The following is an 18,508-nucleotide window of genomic DNA, read 5'->3' on the forward strand; positions in this document are numbered from 1 at the left end:
GCGCCGCAGCCACCGTCGGCGCAAGGCGGCGGCCCGCCCTCGCACACGGGGTCGTCGCGACGCAACGCGCAGACGCTGTTCTCGCAGCTGACCGCGCCGCTCGCCGCGAAGGCCATCGAGGACACCGCGTGCTACCGCTACGGCCGCCTGTTGTCGCGCAACGAAGTCGGCTCGGACCCGAGCGAATTCGCATTGCCGGTCGAGCCGTTTCACGCGCGCAACCGGGAGCGCGCGCAACGCTTTCCGCATGCCTTGCTCGCCACGGCCACGCACGATCACAAGCGCGGCGAGGACGTGCGCGCGCGGCTCGCGGTGCTCAGCGAGATCGCCGACGAATGGAGCGCGACGTTGCGCGCGTGGTCGACCTTGAACGCGCCGCAGCGGCGCGCGCTCGACGGCACGCCGATCAGCAGCGTGAGTCGGGACACGAGCGACGCATGGGCGCCGGGCCCCGCCGCCGAGGCGATGCTGTATCAGACGCTCGTGGGCTGCTGGCCGCTTCTGCTGCGTGCCGGCGACGAAGCCGGCGTCAAGGCACTGGCCGAGCGCGTCGCGCAATGGCAGTTGAAGGCGCTGCGCGAGGCGAAACTGCAAACCAGTTGGCTCGCGCCCGACGAAGCCTACGAAGCGGGCTGCCGCGACTTCCTGTTCGACATCCTCGCGCCGCAGCGGCGCGACGGCTTCCTGAAGGAGCTGGCGGCGTTCGTCGAGCGCATCGGCCGCGCGGGCGCGCTCAACGGCTTGCAACAGACGGTGCTGCGGCTCGCGTCGCCGGGGATTCCCGATCTTTATCAAGGCACCGAGTTGTGGGACTTCAGCCTCGTCGATCCCGACAATCGGCGGCCCGTCGATTTCGCGCAGCGCGAAGCATCGCTCGCGACGGCACAGACACCGCCGTCGGAGCTTCTCGCGGATTGGCGCGACGGACGCGTGAAGCTCGCGGTAATCCAGCGTGTGCTCGCGTTGCGCACGCATCTGCCGGAATTGCTGAGCCAGGGTGCGTATCTGCCGCTCGCGGTGCGGGGCGCGCATGCGTCGAGTGTGATTGCGTTCGCGCGGCGGCATGGCAATGCGTGGGCCGTGGTGGTGGCGAGCCGGCTTGCGGCGAGGCTGCTTCGAACCGGGCGCGATACCGGCGCAGGTGACGCCGGGAGCGCTCAAGGAGATTTGCCGCTCGTCGAGCCCGAGCGATGGGCCGATACGGCCATCGAGATGCCGTCCGATCTGTCGGCGCGCGCGCTGTTCGACTGGCTGAGTCCGGCCGCGCCGAAGGTCGACGAGAATGGTTTGCTGTATCTGCGCGATGCGTTGGCGGCGATGCCGGTGGCGGTGCTGGTCGAGGACGGCGTGCCGCGGAGTTGAGGGCGGCTTTTGCTGGTAGGTTGAAGTGCACTCCCAGGCTTGGACTTAACCTTGAGCGCCGGCTTTGAACGACCGCTCAACCGCCTTCGTCGTCGAACATCTTCGGATACACGCGCACGAGCACGATGCGTGGGCCCTTCATCTTCTTGATGACCACGTCGAAGTCTTCGAACTCGATGCGCTGCCCCTCGCTCGGCAGATCGTTGAGCGCCTGGATCACGAGACCGCCGACCGATTCCGCCCGGCCCTCGTCGATATCGATACCAAGCGCGCGTTCGAGCGACACCACCGGCAAGCTGCCTTTGCCCATCAGCGTGCCGTCGTCCATGCGAGTCCAGTCGGCATCGCCCTGACGGAATTCGTCGTGAATCTGCCCCACCAGCGCGCCGAGCAGATTGTCGAGCGTGAGAAAGCCGATCGGCTTCGCATGCTTGTAGCCGACCAGCGCAAAGTGCGGCGCGCCCTTGCGGAAGCGGCGGAACAGTTCGAGCGCCGGCAGATCGGGCCGCACGCATTGCACCGGGCGCACGTAGCGGCCGAGATCGTCGAGCGTGCTGCCGGCCTGGCGCGCGAGCAGCAGGTCCTTCAGGTGAATCATGCCGGCGACGCGCTCGCCCGAGGCATCCTCGAATAGCGGATAGCGGCTGAAGCGATGCTGCGCGACCACCTGCATGTTGTCGCGCAAGGGCAGATCGCGCCGCAGGCTGACCATTTCATGCGCCGGCCTCATCAGGTCCGACACGGTCATGCGCGAAAAATCGAGCGAATGCGCAATCGTGTTCCATTCGTCCTGGCTGTAGGCGCCATCGGTCGCCACGCGTCCGCTCGCGACCTGTGCGCGGCGACCGCGCAAAATCAGCTTGAGTTCGTCGGTCGAGTAATGGGAATCGTGACCGTGACCGGTATCGAGCCCCGCTGCCTTCAGTACCGTGTTCGCGCTCGTATTGAGCACCCAGATGGCCGGATACATCACCCAGTAAAAACCGTACAGCGGCATCGCGGCCCATAGCGACACCTTCTCCGCTTCGCGGATCGCGAGCGACTTCGGCGCGAGTTCGCCGACGACGATATGCAGGAACGAGATGCACGAGAACGCGAAGAACAGCGAAATGCCGTGGATCAGCTGTTCCGATTCGACGCCGATCACCTTGAAGAGCGGCGTCAGCAGTTGCGCGAACGCGGGCTCGCCGATCCAGCCAAGCCCGAGCGAGGCGAGCGTGATGCCGAGCTGACACGCCGAGAGATAGGCGTCGAGCTGTCCATGCACTTTCGCGAGCAGGCGCCCACGCATGCCGTGCTGGGCCGCGAGGCTTTGCACGCGCGTCTGCCGCAGTTTCACCAGACCGAATTCAGCGGCGACGAAAAAGCCGTTGAGGGCAACGAGAAACAATGCGCCGATAAGGGCAACGACCTGGATCAAAGCGAGGGGCTCCGGCAACAAAAGTTGTCAGTATAGAGGGTGAAAGCTCGGTGAAAAGTTAAGCGCGCTTATTTGCACGTACTCGTGTTTGCCGGCGGCTGCCTGTTGCCTGCGCCTGCTTGCGTGCCCGGCATGCCGGCACCCCGTGCTCAATCGTATTCATTCGTGCCCGTTCGTATTCACTTCGGTACGCTCGCGCTGAACGGCACGCGCAGCGTGAGCGTGGCAACGCCGTTGCCATCGCCGTCCACCGCGTCGCTTTGCTCGAAGCTGCCGCCGTGTGCTTCCGCGACGCGCTTGCACAGCGCGAACACCCATGCAATGCGTTTCGCTTCGCGCGGCTCGCCTGCCTGCTTGCGCGCAAACGCTTCCAGCAGGTGGGGCAACGCGGCATCGTTCAGCGCGGCCTGGTTCGGCTCGTACACCACGCTCGCGTGCCACGCGCCCGCGTCCGCGCGCGTGCTCAGCGCGACCTCGGCACCCGGCGCGCCCGCTTCGACCGCAAACGTGAGCATCAGCCACAAGGCCGCGGCCAGCCGCTCGCGGTCGCCGTTCAATTGCTCGGTGGCAAGCTGCGAGTCGAGCCGGATCTCGACGCCGCGCGCGCGAGCGAGGCCGGTGCGGACCTCGGCGATGGTTTCGTCGAGCAGCGGATGCAGAGAAAACGGCGCATACGCGAGCGCGAGCGACTTCGTTTCGGCGCGCGTCGCATCGACCACCGTTTCGAGCAGCTTGACCTGCTGATCGACGCCGCTGCGAATGCCGGCAATCGCGCGCTGCGAGTTCGGGTCGCTCGCATCGAGCTTGCGCTCGAGCACGTAGGCCCAGCTATGGATCGCATTCAACGGACCACGCAGATCGTGCGACACCAGCGACAGCACATGATCGCGCATGAACAACGCGGTTTGCGCGCGCAGATGCGCACTGCGTTCGGAAATGGCAAAGCCGGCAGGCGCGGACTGTACGTCAGCCGCTCCGGTTGAAGACGTTGTCACGATCGAGCTCTCTCAGGCAATGGCGGTGATTGAAGGAATGTCCCATTATAGGCAAGCGGTCCGGGCCGACCAGCCTGGCCGAACGGCTAATGGCGCGCAATCCGCGTGCCACCTGCAATGCCCGGCAAGACTCGGCGATGCGGCTCAACACGCCTACAATGTCGGTTTTACGTTTTGATGAGAGGAGCGACGCATGTCGACTGTGACGACCGAATCCGGCCTGAAGTACGAAGACCTCGTGGAAGGCGCCGGCGCCGAAGCGGTAGCCGGCAAGACCGTGACCGTACACTACACGGGCTGGCTGACCGACGGCCAGAAGTTCGATTCGAGCAAAGACCGCAATGACCCGTTCGCATTCGTGCTGGGCGGCGGCATGGTCATCAAGGGCTGGGACGAAGGCGTGCAAGGCATGAAGGTCGGCGGCAAGCGCAAGCTGACCATTCCGCCGCAACTCGGCTACGGCGTGCGCGGCGCGGGCGGCGTGATTCCGCCGAACGCAACGCTCGTGTTCGAAGTCGAGCTGCTCGAAGTCTGAGTCGGCCCTCGGGTCCATTCCGGCTACACCCAGGCTGTTTTTCATGAGCCACGCCGCCGTCACCGCCCCTAACGTTTCGTTGCGCCGCTACGGCGCGATCGAAGCGTCGGACGTGCACGACTTTCATCAGGTCGTGCTCGGGCTCGACGGCGCGATGGTGATGGCGGTAGACGGCGTCGCGCAGCAGATCGACGCCGGTTCCGCATGGCTGATTCCGGCCGGCGCGCGGCACGATTACGCGGGTGTCGGCGAAAACCGGCAACTGGTGCTGGATTTGCCGGTTGCGTCGCTGGCCGTGCCCGAGCGGCTGTTCGAGCGCCCTCGGGCCGTTACGGTGGATGCGTCGCTCGCGCAACTCGTGCATCGGATCGCCGCGCATGCAACAGGGGGCGCGGTCGACGCGCAAGGCGACGCCCTCAACCGCCGCTTCCATTGGGACGCCGCCGCGCGTCTCGGCGCGGCGCTTATCGCCGACGCCGGCACGCTTGCGGGCGCGCGGGCCGCAGGCGCCGGCCTCGATTTCGCGCGCATCGACCGCTGGCTGCGCGCGCATCTCTCTGAGCCATTGCGTATCGCCGATCTCGCCGCGCATTGCGGCTTCGGCATGCGCCGTTTTCACCAGCTTTTTATTGACGCATTCGGCGAAACGCCGCATCGCTATTTGCAGCGGCTGCGGCTCGACACGTCGCTCACGCTGCTCGCGGACCCGCGTCTTTCATTGACGGAAATCGCGCTCGACATCGGCTTCGCCGATCAGAGCGCTTACACGCACGCGTTCACGCGGCGCTTCGGGCTCGCGCCCGGACAGTGGCGGGCGCTGCGTCATTGATGAGGCGAGAGGCTGCATGAGCCGGTATGGCCCGCACCAGTTCTGCTGGCTGGCACTTTCCCCCGCTTACCCCGCCAGCCCGCGCTCCAGATCGGCGCGAATATCGCCCGCGTTTTCGAGCCCCACCGCAAGCCGGATCAGACCTTCGCTAACGCCCGCCGCCGCGCGCGCTTCCGGCGTGATACGGCCGTGCGTGGTCGTCGCCGGATGCGTGATCGTGGTGCGCGTGTCGCCGAGGTTGCCGGTGATCGAGCAAACCTTCGTGCTGTCGATCACGCGCCATGCATTGGCGCGCATCTGCTCGGGCGTGTCGCCCTTCAGCTCGAACGACACAATCGCGCCGCCCGACTTCTGCTGACGCATCGCGAGCGCATGCTGCGGATGCGATTCGAGCCCCGGATAGAACACGCGATTCACAGCCGGATGCGAATCGAGCCAGCGCGCGATTTCGAGCGCATTCGCCGACTGCTTTTCGACGCGCAGCGACAGCGTTTCCATGCCCTTCAACAGCACCCACGCGTTGAACGCCGACAGCGTCGGCCCGGCGCTGCGCACGAACGGAAACACCTTCTCCATGATGAATTTCTTCGAGCCGACCAGCGCGCCGCCGAGCACGCGGCCCTGGCCGTCGAGAAACTTGGTGGCCGAATGCATGACGACGTCCGCGCCGAGCTTCAGCGGCTGCTGCAAGGCCGGGCTGCAGAAACAGTTATCGACGACGAACAGCGCATTGGCCGCCCGGGCGATCGTGCTGATCGCCTCGATATCGGAGACTTCGGTCAGCGGGTTCGACGGCGTTTCGAGGAAGAACATCTTCGTCTCGGGACGCACGGCGTTTTTCCATGCGTCGAGATCGGTCGGATCGACGAACGTGGTCGTAATGCCGAACTTGCTGAAGATCTGCGAGAACATGCCGAGCGTCGAGCCGAACAGCGCCTGCGAGCTCACGAGGTGGTCGCCCGCCTGCAACGTCGACATCACGACCGACATGATCGCGGCCATGCCCGACGCCGTCGCGATACAGGCCTCGCCGCCTTCGAGCGCGGCCAGGCGGTCCTGGAACATCGAGACGGTCGGGTTCGTGAAGCGCGAGTACGTGAAATAGTCTTCGGAGTTCTTGAAGCGCTCGGCGGCATCCGCGGCGCTCGCGAACACGAAGCTCGAGGTCAGGAAAATCGCTTCCGAATGCTCGTTGAAGTCGCTGCGCGCGGTGCCCGAGCGGACGGCCAGCGTATCGAAGTCGAAGTTCAGGGAGTCGTCCATGTTGGTTCTGGTTTCCAAGGTTCCATGGCTGCGTGCGGTGCGCATCGGAGACAGCGCGACGCCGTACGGCAGCAACAAAAAAGCCCGCTTTTGCGTCGGCATAAGCGGGCTTCATGTGCGGGGAAGCAGGAGCTAGGGCGGATGATTGCGGCTTTCCGCCTTTCGCTTTAGCTGTTTCGGGTTGCCCCGCGTCCGCAAGCTGAGATCAAATCGACGCAAGCCGTCATGCTAACACGCTCGCGCCGCGGTGTGCGCTCAGCCTACCGACAGCTGCAGATGCAGCTGCGAACGCGCCGGGCCGCCGCCGTCGATCGCCTCGCTCGCGGCGTCGCGATCCGATTGCGACGACGGCTCAAGACGCGCGCTTTCGATGCGATCGAGGTACTCGGTCGTGATGTCGCCGGTCACGTAGTGGCCGTCGAAGCACGATGCCTCGAACTCCTTCAGCGCCGGGTTGATGTCGCGCACCGCCTGCTTGAGCGCATCGACGTCCTGGTACACGAGGTGGTCCGCGCCGATCATGCGCGCGACTTCCTCGTCCGTGCGGCCATGCGCGACGAGTTCGCCGCGCGTCGGCATGTCGATGCCGTAGACGTTCGGGAATTTCACGGGCGGCGCCGCCGAGGCGAAAATCACCTTGTTCGCGCCCGCGTCGCGCGCCATCTGCACGATTTCGTGCGAGGTGGTGCCGCGCACGATCGAGTCGTCGACGATCAGCACGTTCTTGCCCTTGAACTCGATGTTCATCGCGTTGAGCTTCTGGCGCACCGACTTCTTGCGCACCGCCTGGCCCGGCATGATGAAGGTGCGGCCCACGTAGCGGTTCTTGAAGAAGCCTTCGCGATACTCGACGCCGAGCTTCTTCGCGACCTGCATCGCGGCCGGGCGCGACGAGTCGGGAATCGGCATCACGACGTCGATCGCGACGTCGGGCAGCTCGCGGCGGACTTTCTCGGCGAGGTAGTCGCCCATGCGCAGACGCACGTTGTAGACCGGCACGCCGTCGAGCACCGAGTCCGGACGCGCGAGATACACGAGTTCGAAGATGCACGGGTTCAGGCTCGGAGCCGTCGCGCATTGCTGCGCATGCAACTGGCCGTCGGCGTCGATGAAAATGGCTTCGCCCGGCGCGACGTCGCGCACGAATTCGAAGCCGATGCCTTCGATCGCCACCGATTCCGACGCCAGCATCCACTCGACGCCCTGCGCCGTTTCCTGCTTGCCGATGCACAGCGGGCGAATGCCGAACGGGTCGCGGAAACCGAGCAGGCCGTAACCGGCGATCAGCGAGACGATCGCGTACGAGCCGCGCACACGGCGATGCACGCCCGACACCGCCTTGAACAGCGCGGCCGGATCGAGCTGCAGGCCCGAGCTCGACAGCTGCAATTCGTGCGCGAGCACGTTGAGCAGCACTTCGGTGTCGGAATTGGTGTTCACATGGCGCCGATCGATGCGGAACATCTCGTCTTTCAGCTGCTGCCAGTTGGTCAGATTGCCGTTGTGCGCGAGGATGATGCCGAACGGCGCGTTCACGTAGAACGGCTGGGCTTCTTCTTCGCTCGACGCCGAACCGGCCGTCGGGTAGCGGACCTGGCCGATGCCGGTCGTGCCGGGCAGGCTGCGCATGTTGCGCGTGCGGAACACGTCGCGCACCATGCCGTTGGCCTTGTGCATGTGGAAATTGCTGCCGTTCGCGGTTGCGATGCCGGCGGCGTCCTGACCGCGGTGCTGCAGCAGCAGCAGGCTGTCATAGATGAGCTGGTTGACCGGAGAATGGGAAACTACGCCTACGATGCCGCACATGGCATGTCCTTCAAAGGTACGAAATTCATGATGGCGCCCGGTGCCTGCGACGGCGTACGCGCGATGCCGCGACGGTACGCGCTACGGCGTCAAGGCAGCCGGCGGGTGCCGGGGTCCTGTCCTGCATTGCTCTGGGCGCCCGGATCGTCCACGTGGACGTAAGCGGCGAGCGCCTCGGGAAGCAGCGATTTCAGAGCGAGCACGCCTTCTGCCGCATAGGGGCGAAGCAGCGCGTTGCGCCAGAATTCCTGTTTGGGCAGTTCGGTCAAGCCTGCGAGGGCGACCAGAATCAGCACCAGAACGACCCCGCGCACGAGGCCAAACATCAAACCGAGCGAGCGGTCCGCGCCGCCGAGGCCCGTGACCTGCACGAGACGGCTGAGCAGCGCGCTCACCACGCTCGACACCAGCACCACGCCGATCACCACGAGCGAGAAAGCCAGCAGCCACTGGGTCAGCGCGCCCCCCGGCCAGTTGGACGGGATATAAGGGACCACGTAGCCGACGAACTCGCAAGCCAGGAAAAACGCCGCGACCCAGCCGATCAAACCGAATACTTCCGACAGCAAACCGCGCCAGGCGCCACGCAGCGCCGACAAGCCGATCACCGCCATTACAGCGTAGTCGAAGGCAGTGAACATCGCTGGCTTACTGAGCGGCACCGCTGTTCGAGCCCGCCATCAGACCGGCCCCGCGAACCTTCGCGATCGCTTCGGTGGCTGCGGCGCGGTCGGCGAACGGACCGGCGCGCAACAGCGCCATGGTCGAGCCGTCTGCCTGCTTGCGATGTTCGATATATGCGGGTACGCCGGCCGCTTTCAACTTCGAGACCCAATTGCGCGCGTTCGTTTCGTTCGCGAAGGCGCCGAGCTGGACCGCGAAACGGCTGCCGGGCGGCGATGCCGGCGTGCCGGAATTGGCGTCGGCGCTGGCGGCGGCCGTGTTCGTGTCGTCGTCGGTCGACGTAGCGGCGGTGGCCGGTGCCTTGGTCGGCTTCGCGGGAGCGGTGTTGGCGGCGAGCGCCGGCGCCTGCGGTTTCGCGGCGGGCTTGGCCGCAGCAGTTGCGCTCGTGGCCGGCTTCGCGTCCTGCTTCGCGGTGCTCGTGCCCGACTGTGCCGGCTTCGTGGCGGCCGGCGCCGTGGCGGCGGTCGTTGCCGGCGCAAGGCCGGAAGCGGAGAGACCCGCGTCGGCGGCAGGCGGATTATCTGGCGCGACGCCGGCCTGCACGTCTTCGCTGGCGGTGGATTTGGCGAGCTTCGGCGCGGGCCGGCTCGGAATGTCGATGGAGATGTCGTCGGTGACGGGCTTCGGGTGTGAGTCGAGCACCATCGGCAGGATAATCACCGCCGCGACGACCAGCGCGATCGCGCCGACAAGCCGGCGCCGCGCACGCTGCTTTTCCGGCAGCGTAGGGTCGAGCAGCATGGCATCGGCATCGACGGAGCGCTCGGTGCGACGGGTGCGCCGCTCGACGCGCTCACCCCGGGCGGCCCGATTGGAACTGGTGTTTGCGCCGCGCCGGCTGGGCGCGTCGTCTTTCTTGCCGAACGAGAAAATTCCCATGAATCGCTTGGTTCGAGCCTGGCGCCCGCTCAGTGTTGCTGCGATTTCCGGTAGGCCATCACACCTGCTACCGTATAGAAACTGCCGAAAACCACGATTCTATCATTCTCCGACGCACGTTTTAGCGCGTCCTGGAAAGCTTCTGCCGGACTCGCGTAACGCGTCACGCTGCTGTCGGCGCCCCCACCCTCGCTCACGCCCTGCTCGCGCAATGCCGTTTCGAGCTCCTGCGCCGACGCCGCCCGCGGGGTCGGCAGATCGGTCACGCACCAGTGATCGATCTCGCCCTTCAGGTGATTGAGCACGCCGGCGATGTCCTTGTCGCGCATCGCGCCGAACACCGCGTACGTGTACGGGAAAAAGCCCATGTTGCCGAGGTTTTGCGCGAGCACCGCAGCCGCATGCGGATTGTGGCCGACGTCGAGCACGATGGACGGCTTGCCTGGCAGCACCTGGAAACGCCCCGGCAGATCGACGTTGGCGATGCCGAGCCGGATGTCCTGCGCCGACACCGGCAGGCGGTCGCGCAATGCTTCGAGCACGGCCAGCGCCGCCGATGTGTTGATCAGCTGATTCGCGCCGCGCAGCGACGGATAAGCAAGCGCCGAGCGCCGCAGCGTCGGGCCGACATAGCTCCACTGTTGGCGCTCGCTGCCCGCCTGGCCTTCGTAACGGAAATCGCGGCCGAATAGCCACAGCTCGGCGCCGATTTTTTCCGCGTGATCGATCAGCGATTGCGGCGGCACCGGGTCCGCGCAGATCGCCGGCTTGCCCGGACGGAAAATGCCGGCTTTTTCGAAGGCGATTTTCTCGCGCGTATCGCCGAGATAATCCATGTGATCGAGATCGATGCTCGTGATGATCGCGCAGTCCGTGTCCAGAATATTGACGGCGTCGAGACGGCCACCCAGACCGACTTCGAAGATCACCGCATCGAGCCCGCGCGACGCGAACAGGCTCATGATCGCGAGCGTCGTAAATTCGAAATAAGTCAGCGTGACGGGCTCGGCAAGGCTCAGGCGCGCGGCTTCGACGGTTTCGAAGTGCGGCAGCAGGTCCGCGTCGCTCGCCATCTCGCCGTTGATTCGTGCCCGCTCGTTGAACGACAGCAGATGCGGCGACGTGTGGCAGCCGACCGTGAAGCCCGCGCGCAACAGAATGGCTTCCATGATCGCGCAGGTCGAGCCTTTGCCATTCGTGCCGCCGACCGTGATGATCGGGCAGGAGAACGACAACTGCATTGCGTCACGCACCTTGGAGATGCGGCCCAAACCCATGTCGATGCCGACCGGATGCGCGGATTCAAGGTGCGTGAGCCACGCGTCGAGGGTGGGGAATGTCGTCATCGGGTGAATCTTGAGTGAGTCGAGAGTCTTCGCGGGTGGTTCGCGGGTTCGTTCGCGAGTTTTCGGTCCGGCAGTGCTAGTGGCAACGCTATGAATAGGCGCGGGCCCGGCGGTTCAGGTCGAGCCGACACGCGCGCCAGCGCGGTTTATGCGCACAAAGAAAGCCGCGCAGCCTCTTTCGTTGCGGCTTCCGCCAGAGGCAATCGCCGTCGCATTGCAAGAGACCGCAATTATCCCGGAAATGACAGCGCGCCGCTTGATTGCTCACGCGGCGCGCTCTTTTTGACGATTTCTCTGACCGCCGCCGCGTGTTTTTCGCGGCGAAGCGGCAGAGCAAATTGCTGTACGACGTGCGGTACGGCCGGCTTTACGCCACGGCATCCGCCGGCTGATGGCTCAGCAACGCCAGCAATTGCGCGATTTCCTCGCGCAGCTTGCGACGGTCGACGATCATGTCGATCGCGCCCTTCTGCAGCAGGAACTCGGCGCGCTGGAAACCTTCCGGCAGCTTTTCACGCACGGTCTGTTCGATCACGCGCGGGCCGGCAAAGCCGATCAGCGCCTTCGGCTCGGCGATCACGACGTCGCCGAGGAACGCGAAGCTCGCGGACACGCCGCCCATCGTCGGATCGGTCAGTACGGAGATGAACGGCAGCTTCGCTTCGGCGAGCTTCGTGAGCATCGCCGTGGTTTTCGCCATCTGCATCAGCGACAGCAGGCTTTCCTGCATCCGCGCGCCGCCCGAAGCGGTAAAGCAGATGAACGGCACCTTCTGTTCGAGCGCGTTCTGTGCGCCGCGCGCAAAGCGCTCGCCGACCACCGAACCCATCGAGCCGCCCATGAACGAGAACTCGAAGCATGCGACCACGACCGGCAGCGTGTGAATCGCGCCGCCCATCACGACCATGGCGTCGGTTTCGTCGGTTTCGTCCATCGCCTCTTTAAGGCGATCCGGGTACTTGCGGCTGTCCTTGAACTTGAGCGCGTCGACCGGAACGATTTCCTGGCCGATTTCGTAGCGGCCTTCCGGATCGAGCAGGCCGTCGAGCCGCTCACGCGCGCCGATACGCATGTGATGGTCGCACTTCGGGCAAACATGCAGATTGGCCTCGACGTCGTTGCGATACAGCACGGCTTCGCACGAAGGGCACTTGATCCACAGGCCTTCCGGAATCCCCTTGCGGTTCTTCGGGTCGGTTTGTTTGATTTTCGGCGGCAGCAGCTTATCGAGCCAGCTCATAGGGAATCCTTCTGGGTCACGGTTGCGCGAACGGCGGGACGAACCCGCCGCTCACGTGACAGCGACAAAAATAACTGTTATCGGGCAGTCGCGGCGCTATCGAGCGCCTCGCGCACTTCGGCGATGAAACGCGTCAGCGTCTCGGCAGCGGCGTCGGGCGCTGCCTGTTCGAGCAATTGAACGATACGGCTGCCGATCACGACGGCGTCGGCCACACCGGCCACCGCGCGCGCTGCTTGCGCGTCGCGAATGCCGAAACCGACGCCCACCGGCAGGGGGACGCGCGACTTGATGGCCGGGATTTTACTCGCGATGCTGGAAACGTCCAGATTCGCCGCGCCGGTCACCCCTTTCAGCGACACATAGTAGACGTAGCCGCTGGCGATCCGGCCGACCTCGGCGATACGCTCGTCAGTTGAGGTCGGGGCAAGCAGAAATATCGGATCGATGCCGGCAGATCGCATCTGTTCGGCGAAATCAACGCATTCCTCGGGCGGATAATCGACCACCAGCACGCCATCGACACCGGCTTCATTGGCCGCCTTCGCGAACGCTTCGGCGCCCATCCGCTCGATCGGATTTGCGTAGCCCATCAGAACGACCGGCGTCTTGTCGTCGGTTTCGCGGAAGCGCTTGACGTCGGCGAACACCTGGCGCAGCGTCACGCCGCGCTCCAGCGCGCGCTCGGACGACCGCTGGATCACGGGACCATCGGCCATCGGGTCGGAAAACGGCACGCCAAGCTCGATGACATCGGCACCGCCGGCCACGAGCGCATGCATGAATTCGACGGTGCGAGCCGGGTCCGGGTCGCCGGCCGTGATGAACGGGATCAAGCCCTTCTTACCCTGGGCGGACAGCGCGGCAAACGTGTTCTTGATACGGGACATGGAAATATTCTCGGATTAGGGCTACTGCATGCTCGTTACAGTGTATTTGCCGCATGTTCGCGGCAACTGTCACGCTTTTCACTGCACTTCGGTCGGCGGCTGCACTTTCGGCCTGGCTCTGGCCCGACGCGGCACAGGTGGCGAAGCGGCGGCGCTCACGCGCTCGCGCGCTATCGCGCAGTAGCTTTCATTGATCTCATAGCCGACGAATTCGCGCTGATGACGAACGCAAGCGACCGCGGTGGTGCCGCTGCCCATGAACGGGTCGAGCACCCGGCCGCCTTTCGGGCAGCTGGACAGCACCATCCGCTCGACGATTTCCAGAGGTTTCTGGGTCGGGTGCGCCACACGTTCGGCATGCTGCCGATGCAGGCGCGAGACCGACCAGACATCCTTGGGATTATAGCCAAGCTCCAACCACTTGCTTCCTTCGAACAACTTACGCGAACGCGCCTTCTTCGTGGCTGCATCGTACGGGATGCGGACGGGATCGAGATCGAAGAAATAGTCCTTCGACACCGCGAAGAAACCGATGTTGTCGTGCACCGACGTGAAGCGGCGCGTGGTGCCGCCCATGCTCGGCACGCGCCGGTCCCAGATGATTTCGTTGATCATCACGAGTTTTGTCTTCAGAAAGCTGAAGATTTCCGGCGCGTACTGCCAGGTGCAGAAAATATAGAGCGAACCCGACGGCTTGAGCTTCGGTACCGCAAGCTCGAGCCAGCCGCGCGTCCAGACGAGAAAGTCCTCGCCCGTACGCATGTCGGAATCGTTGCCGTAGTCCTTGCCCAGCCCATAAGGCGGATCGCAGACGATCAGGTCGATCGACCCGTCGGGAATGTTCGCTACGTCGGTCAGAAAATCGCGGTTCAACAGCTGCATACCGGCCGGCACCTGCGCCAGCAGCGGCGCCGATGCCGCGGCCGCCGTTACCCCGGCGGCCGGATTCGTGATTTCAAGCGCCGGCTGCGGCTCGTCGAACTCGTCGCGCATCGTCGCGGCTCAGAACTGGATGCCCGATCGCTCGGCGACCGTGTGCATGTCCTTGTCGCCGCGGCCCGACAGGTTGACCAGCAGGACCTTGTCCTTCGGCAGCGTCGGCGCGAGCTTCATCGCGTAAGCGAGCGCGTGGCTCGACTCGAGCGCGGGGATGATGCCCTCGATGCGGCAGCAATCGTGGAATGCCTTGAGCGCTTCTTCGTCGGTGATAGCGACATATTGCGCGCGATTGCTGTCTTTTAGCCACGCATGCTCGGGACCCACACCCGGATAGTCGAGACCGGCCGACACCGAATGCGTCTCGATAATCTGGCCGTCTTCGTCCTGCAGCAAGTACGTGCGGTTGCCGTGCAGCACGCCGGGGCTGCCGCCGATCAGCGAGGCTGCGTGGCGGCCCGTTTCGAGGCCGTCGCCGGCTGCTTCGACGCCGATCAATTGCACGGAAGTGTCGTCGATATAGGGGTAAAAGATACCCATCGCATTCGAACCGCCGCCAATGCACGCGATCACAGCATCCGGCTGACGGCCGGCCAGTTCCGGCATCTGCACGCGGCATTCGTCGCCGATCACGCGCTGGAAGTCGCGCACCATCATCGGATACGGATGCGGACCCGCGACCGTGCCGATGATGTAGAACGTGTTTTCGACGTTGGTGACCCAGTCGCGCATCGCTTCGTTCAGCGCGTCCTTGAGCGTACGGGAGCCCGATTCCACCGGCACGACCGTCGCGCCGAGCAGTTTCATGCGGTACACGTTGGCAGCCTGGCGACGCACGTCTTCGGCGCCCATGTAGACCACGCACTCCATGCCGAAACGCGCGCAGATCGTCGCCGTGGCCACGCCGTGCTGGCCGGCACCGGTTTCGGCAATCACGCGCGGCTTGCCCATGCGCTTGGCGAGCAGCGCCTGGCCGATCACGTTGTTGATCTTGTGCGCGCCGGTATGGTTGAGGTCTTCACGCTTCAGATAAACCTGCGCGCCGCCGAGCAGTTCGCTCCAGCGCTGGGCGTGATAAATCGGCGAAGGACGACCCACGAAATACTTGAGTTCGCGCTCGTATTCGGCGACGAACTCCGGGTCTTTCTGATATTTCTCGTAGGCTTCACGCAGCTCGTTGAGTGCGGAAAACAGCGTTTCGGCGACGAACACACCGCCAAATTGGCCGAAATGGCCTCTTTCGTCAGGCAAGTTGTACATGGTGATCACTCTTCTCAGAATGGCTCGCGGCTTTCATGCGAGAGAGCCGCGAACCTGAATCATTCGGCGTCCGCGGTGCGCACCGCGCGTACGAACGCCGCCATCCGGGCGTGATCTTTCACGCCCCTGGCGCCCGCGACTTCGATGCCGCTCGAGACATCGACCGCGTATGGGCGCACGCGATGGATCGCATCACTGACGTTTTGCGCGTTCAACCCACCACTCAAAACGGCCCGATGCGCGAGCTCTGCTGGAATAAGTGACCAATCGAAAACCTTCCCGCCGCCGCCATAGCCTTCGACATGCGTGTCGAATAGAAGGCCACTGGCTGCTGAATAGTTAAGTGCCGATTTTACCAAATCGGCCGGTTGAGTATCCGCCGCAATTCGCAGCGCGCGCAACCAAGGCAAACCCGCAATGCTGGCAAGGGTTTCGCACTGCGCCGGGGTCTCGTCGCCGTGAAATTGCAGCAGCGTGAGATTGACGTTGCTCGCGACTTCGCGCATCCAGTCCGGCGTCGCATTGACGAACAGGCCGACGACCGACACGAACGGCGGCACGTCGTGCACGAGCTCGACCGCCTGAGCGACGCTCACCGAACGCGGGCTCGGCGGGTAGAAAACGAGGCCGATCGCGTCGGCGCCGAGATCGATCGCATGGGCGACGTCCTCGGGCCTGGACAGCCCGCACAGCTTGATGCGCGTGCGATGCGGCACGCCTGGCGAGTCGCCTGCACCGGCTTGGTTCGCGGGTTGCTCGACTGCTTTCAGGTTTTCGGTTGTTCGGTCCATACGCTGCTCCACGGCACGCTGCCGGTTACCGGCGCGGGCACGGCGAATTGTTCAGGATAGCCCACCTGCGCGAGATACAGGCCGTCCGGCATGAAGGTCGGCGCCGCGCAATCGCGGCTGCGGCTCGCGAGCACGTCGGCCATCCAGCCGGCAGGCCGGCGTCCGCTGCCGATTTCAATCAGACAGCCCATCACGTTGCGCACCATGTGGTGCAGGAACGCGTTCGCGCGGAAGCGGAAATGCACGAAGTTACCGTGCTGTTTCACGTCGATCTGGTACAGATGCTTGAACGGCGTCTTCGACTGACATTGCGACGAACGGAACGCCGAAAAATCGTGCTCGCCGATCAGGTGCACGGCGCCGGCCCGCATCGCGTCGGCGTCGAGCGGCGTATGCACCCAGCCGGCCTTCGTCGACAACATCGGCGAGCGCACCGGGCTCACGTACAGCACGTAGTAATAGGTCCGCTCGAACGCCGAGAAGCGCGCGTGGAAATCGTCGGGCATCGGCTTCGCCCACTGCACGCCGATCGTCTTCGGCAGGAAGGCATTGGGACCGCGCACCCACGAGATATCGACGCGCTCAAGTTCGGTGTCGAAATGCACGACCTGCCCGAGCCCGTGCACGCCGCGGTCTGTGCGGCCCGCCACGGTGGTCTGCACGGGTGTGCGCATGAATTCGCGCAGCGCCCGCTCGAGTTCGTCCTGCACGGTGTTGCCGTGCGGTTGCGACTGCCAGCCCGCGAACGCCGAACCGTCGTACTGAACGCCTAACGCAATGCGCTTCACGACAGCGGCGCGAGGGTCGAGAGCAACGCGCGGGCTTCGGTGCGCGTGGCCGGATCGTTGGCTTCGATCACTTCGTTGATGAGGGCGCGGGCACCCGCGAGGTCGCCGAGTTCGATGTACTCGGACGCCAGTTCGAGCTTGTTGCGCGCGATGCGGCCGAGATCGGCCTGCGTGAACGCCGGCAACGGCTGCGCGGGACTCGGCGGCAGTTCGAGGTCGAAGTCGAGCTTCAGCGCGCCGAAGCCCGCCGCGCCCAAACCCGCGACGGCGCCGTGACCGGCGGTGCCGGCCGTGATTTCATCGGCGATGTGCGGGGCGTCGTCGTCCGGCTCATGTGCGGCAAAGGCTTGCTGCGCGGTCGTTTCGGGCGAGGCGACCGGTTGCGTCGACAACGGGGCGGCTGGCTCCGCATTGCCGGTGGGCGCTTCGACGCGCGGCGGCAATGGCATGTCGAGGCTGCTGAACGCGTCCACGGCGTCGCGCGGAAATGCCGATGGTGCGGGTGGCGTGGGTTGAATCGGTGCTGCGGTATCGCTGTGCGGTTGACCGAGCGGCGCGGTTGCGTCAGGTTCGGCCGGGTGTTGCGTGAAATCGATCGCGGGGGCAGGAACCGGGTTTTGCGGCTCGGCCAAGGGCTGTTGGGGCTCGGCCGGTGGGGTTGCCGGGGTGTTTGTTGTGGCCTCGCTTCCCGTGGATTCGTCGTCCCATTGCAGACGATGAGCGCGCTCTTCCTGCGGTGCCGATTCGGGGCGAGGTTCGAGTGGATCGCGCGACAGAGCCTCGGCGGCGGGTTCCGCGCCGACGGCAGGGCTTGCGGCTGTGGCTGCGGTGTTGAGGGTTTCCTGAGGGGCGGTTGCTGGGGCGGCGGTTGCGTCAGGTTCGGCCGTGGAGTGTTCTGTGGCTGCGTGTGCCGGTGCTGCAAGGTCGGCTGCGGCACGTTCTGCCGCAGCGTGCTCTGCTGCTGCCGGTTCGGCTGCCGCGCGTTCGGCTGTAGCGCGTTCCGCTGCGGCCTGCTCAGCTGCCGCACGCTCGGCCGCAGAGCGCTCCGCTGCCGCCTGCTCCGCTGCCACACGCTCGGCTGTGGCGCGTTCCGCTGCGGCCTGATCAGCTGCCGCACGCTCGGTCTCAGCGCGCTCTATTGCTGCCTGCTCCGCCGCCGCCTGTTCGGCTGCCGCATGTTCGACCGCTGCGTGCTCTGCTGCTGCCTGCTCGGCCGCCAACGCAGCCGCCTGCCGAGCCGCTTCATCACCGTGCACATCCGACGCTTCCTGCGCCGCCGTCTGCCCGCGCGCCGAAGCATCGTCCTGCGAATCGCCCGCCTGCGCCGACTGCGCCATTTCGGGATTCACCGCATCCGCCGTATGACCCTCAGCCGTCTTCTCGCGCTTGCGGCGACCCATCCGCAGAGCCGAGAGCAGCACGACCAGCGCGGCGCCAATCGCCGCAGCGATGCTCAGATTCCGCTGCGACATGCCATCGTCATT

16 protein-coding genes and 1 pseudogene are annotated in these 18,508 nt (G+C 65.2%); 3 read left to right on the forward strand and 14 right to left on the reverse strand.

The annotated features are described in order from the left end of the window. A pseudogene (locus GXB81_RS26610) lies at positions 1-1,362 on the forward strand (malto-oligosyltrehalose synthase); the annotation flags it as partial. Positions 1,363-1,438: 76 nt separating this feature from the next. Here GXB81_RS26610 and GXB81_RS26615 read toward each other — a convergent pair. Then, positions 1,439-2,782: a hemolysin family protein gene (locus tag GXB81_RS26615; protein WP_167039123.1), complete on the reverse strand. Its 1,344-nt coding sequence runs from the start codon at positions 2,780-2,782 to the stop codon at positions 1,439-1,441. Positions 2,783-2,961: 179 nt separating this feature from the next. After that, positions 2,962-3,777, reverse strand: coding sequence for a HAMP domain-containing sensor histidine kinase (locus tag GXB81_RS26620; RefSeq protein ID WP_205990765.1), 816 nt, complete (start codon positions 3,775-3,777; stop codon positions 2,962-2,964). A gap of 193 nt (positions 3,778-3,970) precedes the next feature. Here GXB81_RS26620 and GXB81_RS26625 point away from each other — a divergent pair, with 193 nt between their 5' ends. Continuing rightward, the gene (locus GXB81_RS26625) at positions 3,971-4,312 is read left to right on the forward strand and encodes an FKBP-type peptidyl-prolyl cis-trans isomerase (RefSeq protein WP_167039119.1); all 342 of its coding nucleotides are present in this window, start codon (positions 3,971-3,973) and stop codon (positions 4,310-4,312) included. Between the two features lie 43 nt (positions 4,313-4,355). After that, on the forward strand, positions 4,356-5,141 hold the full coding sequence (locus GXB81_RS26630; protein WP_205990766.1) for an AraC family transcriptional regulator: 786 nt from the start codon (positions 4,356-4,358) through the stop codon (positions 5,139-5,141). A gap of 66 nt (positions 5,142-5,207) precedes the next feature. Here the strand turns inward: GXB81_RS26630 and GXB81_RS26635 are convergent, their stop codons facing one another. From GXB81_RS26635 to GXB81_RS26690, 12 genes are all read right to left on the reverse strand, one after another. Continuing rightward, positions 5,208-6,404, reverse strand: coding sequence for an O-succinylhomoserine sulfhydrylase (locus GXB81_RS26635; protein ID WP_205990767.1), 1,197 nt, complete (start codon positions 6,402-6,404; stop codon positions 5,208-5,210). A gap of 255 nt (positions 6,405-6,659) precedes the next feature. Next, positions 6,660-8,210 carry an amidophosphoribosyltransferase gene (gene purF / locus GXB81_RS26640; protein WP_167039111.1) on the reverse strand — a complete coding sequence of 517 codons (1,551 nt, stop codon included), beginning with the start codon at positions 8,208-8,210 and terminating at the stop codon, positions 6,660-6,662. A gap of 89 nt (positions 8,211-8,299) precedes the next feature. Continuing rightward, the gene (locus GXB81_RS26645) at positions 8,300-8,851 is read right to left on the reverse strand and encodes a CvpA family protein (protein ID WP_167039109.1); all 552 of its coding nucleotides are present in this window, start codon (positions 8,849-8,851) and stop codon (positions 8,300-8,302) included. Between the two features lie 7 nt (positions 8,852-8,858). Then, positions 8,859-9,773 (reverse strand): SPOR domain-containing protein, encoded by a 915-nt coding sequence (locus GXB81_RS26650; RefSeq protein ID WP_205990768.1) that lies wholly within the window; start codon positions 9,771-9,773, stop codon positions 8,859-8,861. 29 nt (positions 9,774-9,802) lie between these two features. Further along, positions 9,803-11,119: a bifunctional tetrahydrofolate synthase/dihydrofolate synthase gene (folC, locus tag GXB81_RS26655; RefSeq protein ID WP_205990769.1), complete on the reverse strand. Its 1,317-nt coding sequence runs from the start codon at positions 11,117-11,119 to the stop codon at positions 9,803-9,805. A gap of 367 nt (positions 11,120-11,486) precedes the next feature. Continuing rightward, a complete protein-coding gene (gene accD / locus GXB81_RS26660) occupies positions 11,487-12,359 on the reverse strand; it encodes an acetyl-CoA carboxylase, carboxyltransferase subunit beta (protein WP_167039103.1) in 873 nt (290 codons plus the stop codon). 77 nt (positions 12,360-12,436) lie between these two features. Then, a complete protein-coding gene (trpA, locus tag GXB81_RS26665) occupies positions 12,437-13,249 on the reverse strand; it encodes a tryptophan synthase subunit alpha (protein ID WP_167039101.1) in 813 nt (270 codons plus the stop codon). Between the two features lie 78 nt (positions 13,250-13,327). Then, positions 13,328-14,242, reverse strand: coding sequence for a site-specific DNA-methyltransferase (locus tag GXB81_RS26670; RefSeq protein WP_205990770.1), 915 nt, complete (start codon positions 14,240-14,242; stop codon positions 13,328-13,330). A 9-nt stretch (positions 14,243-14,251) separates the two neighbouring features. Further along, the gene (gene trpB / locus GXB81_RS26675; RefSeq protein WP_167039097.1) at positions 14,252-15,445 is read right to left on the reverse strand and encodes a tryptophan synthase subunit beta; all 1,194 of its coding nucleotides are present in this window, start codon (positions 15,443-15,445) and stop codon (positions 14,252-14,254) included. Positions 15,446-15,504: 59 nt separating this feature from the next. Then, a complete protein-coding gene (locus GXB81_RS26680; RefSeq protein ID WP_205990771.1) occupies positions 15,505-16,236 on the reverse strand; it encodes a phosphoribosylanthranilate isomerase in 732 nt (243 codons plus the stop codon). Next, positions 16,212-17,024 carry a tRNA pseudouridine(38-40) synthase TruA gene (truA, locus tag GXB81_RS26685; RefSeq protein WP_167285494.1) on the reverse strand — a complete coding sequence of 271 codons (813 nt, stop codon included), beginning with the start codon at positions 17,022-17,024 and terminating at the stop codon, positions 16,212-16,214. The genes GXB81_RS26680 and truA overlap by 25 nt, the downstream gene beginning before the upstream one ends. Continuing rightward, a partial coding sequence (locus GXB81_RS26690) for a FimV/HubP family polar landmark protein (protein ID WP_277396807.1) occupies positions 17,021-18,508 on the reverse strand: 1,488 nt, incomplete at its 5' end. The genes GXB81_RS26690 and truA, both read right to left, overlap by 4 nt.

It is taken from the genome of Paraburkholderia sp. Ac-20336 (assembly GCF_017105025.1).
Classification (GTDB): domain Bacteria; phylum Pseudomonadota; class Gammaproteobacteria; order Burkholderiales; family Burkholderiaceae; genus Paraburkholderia.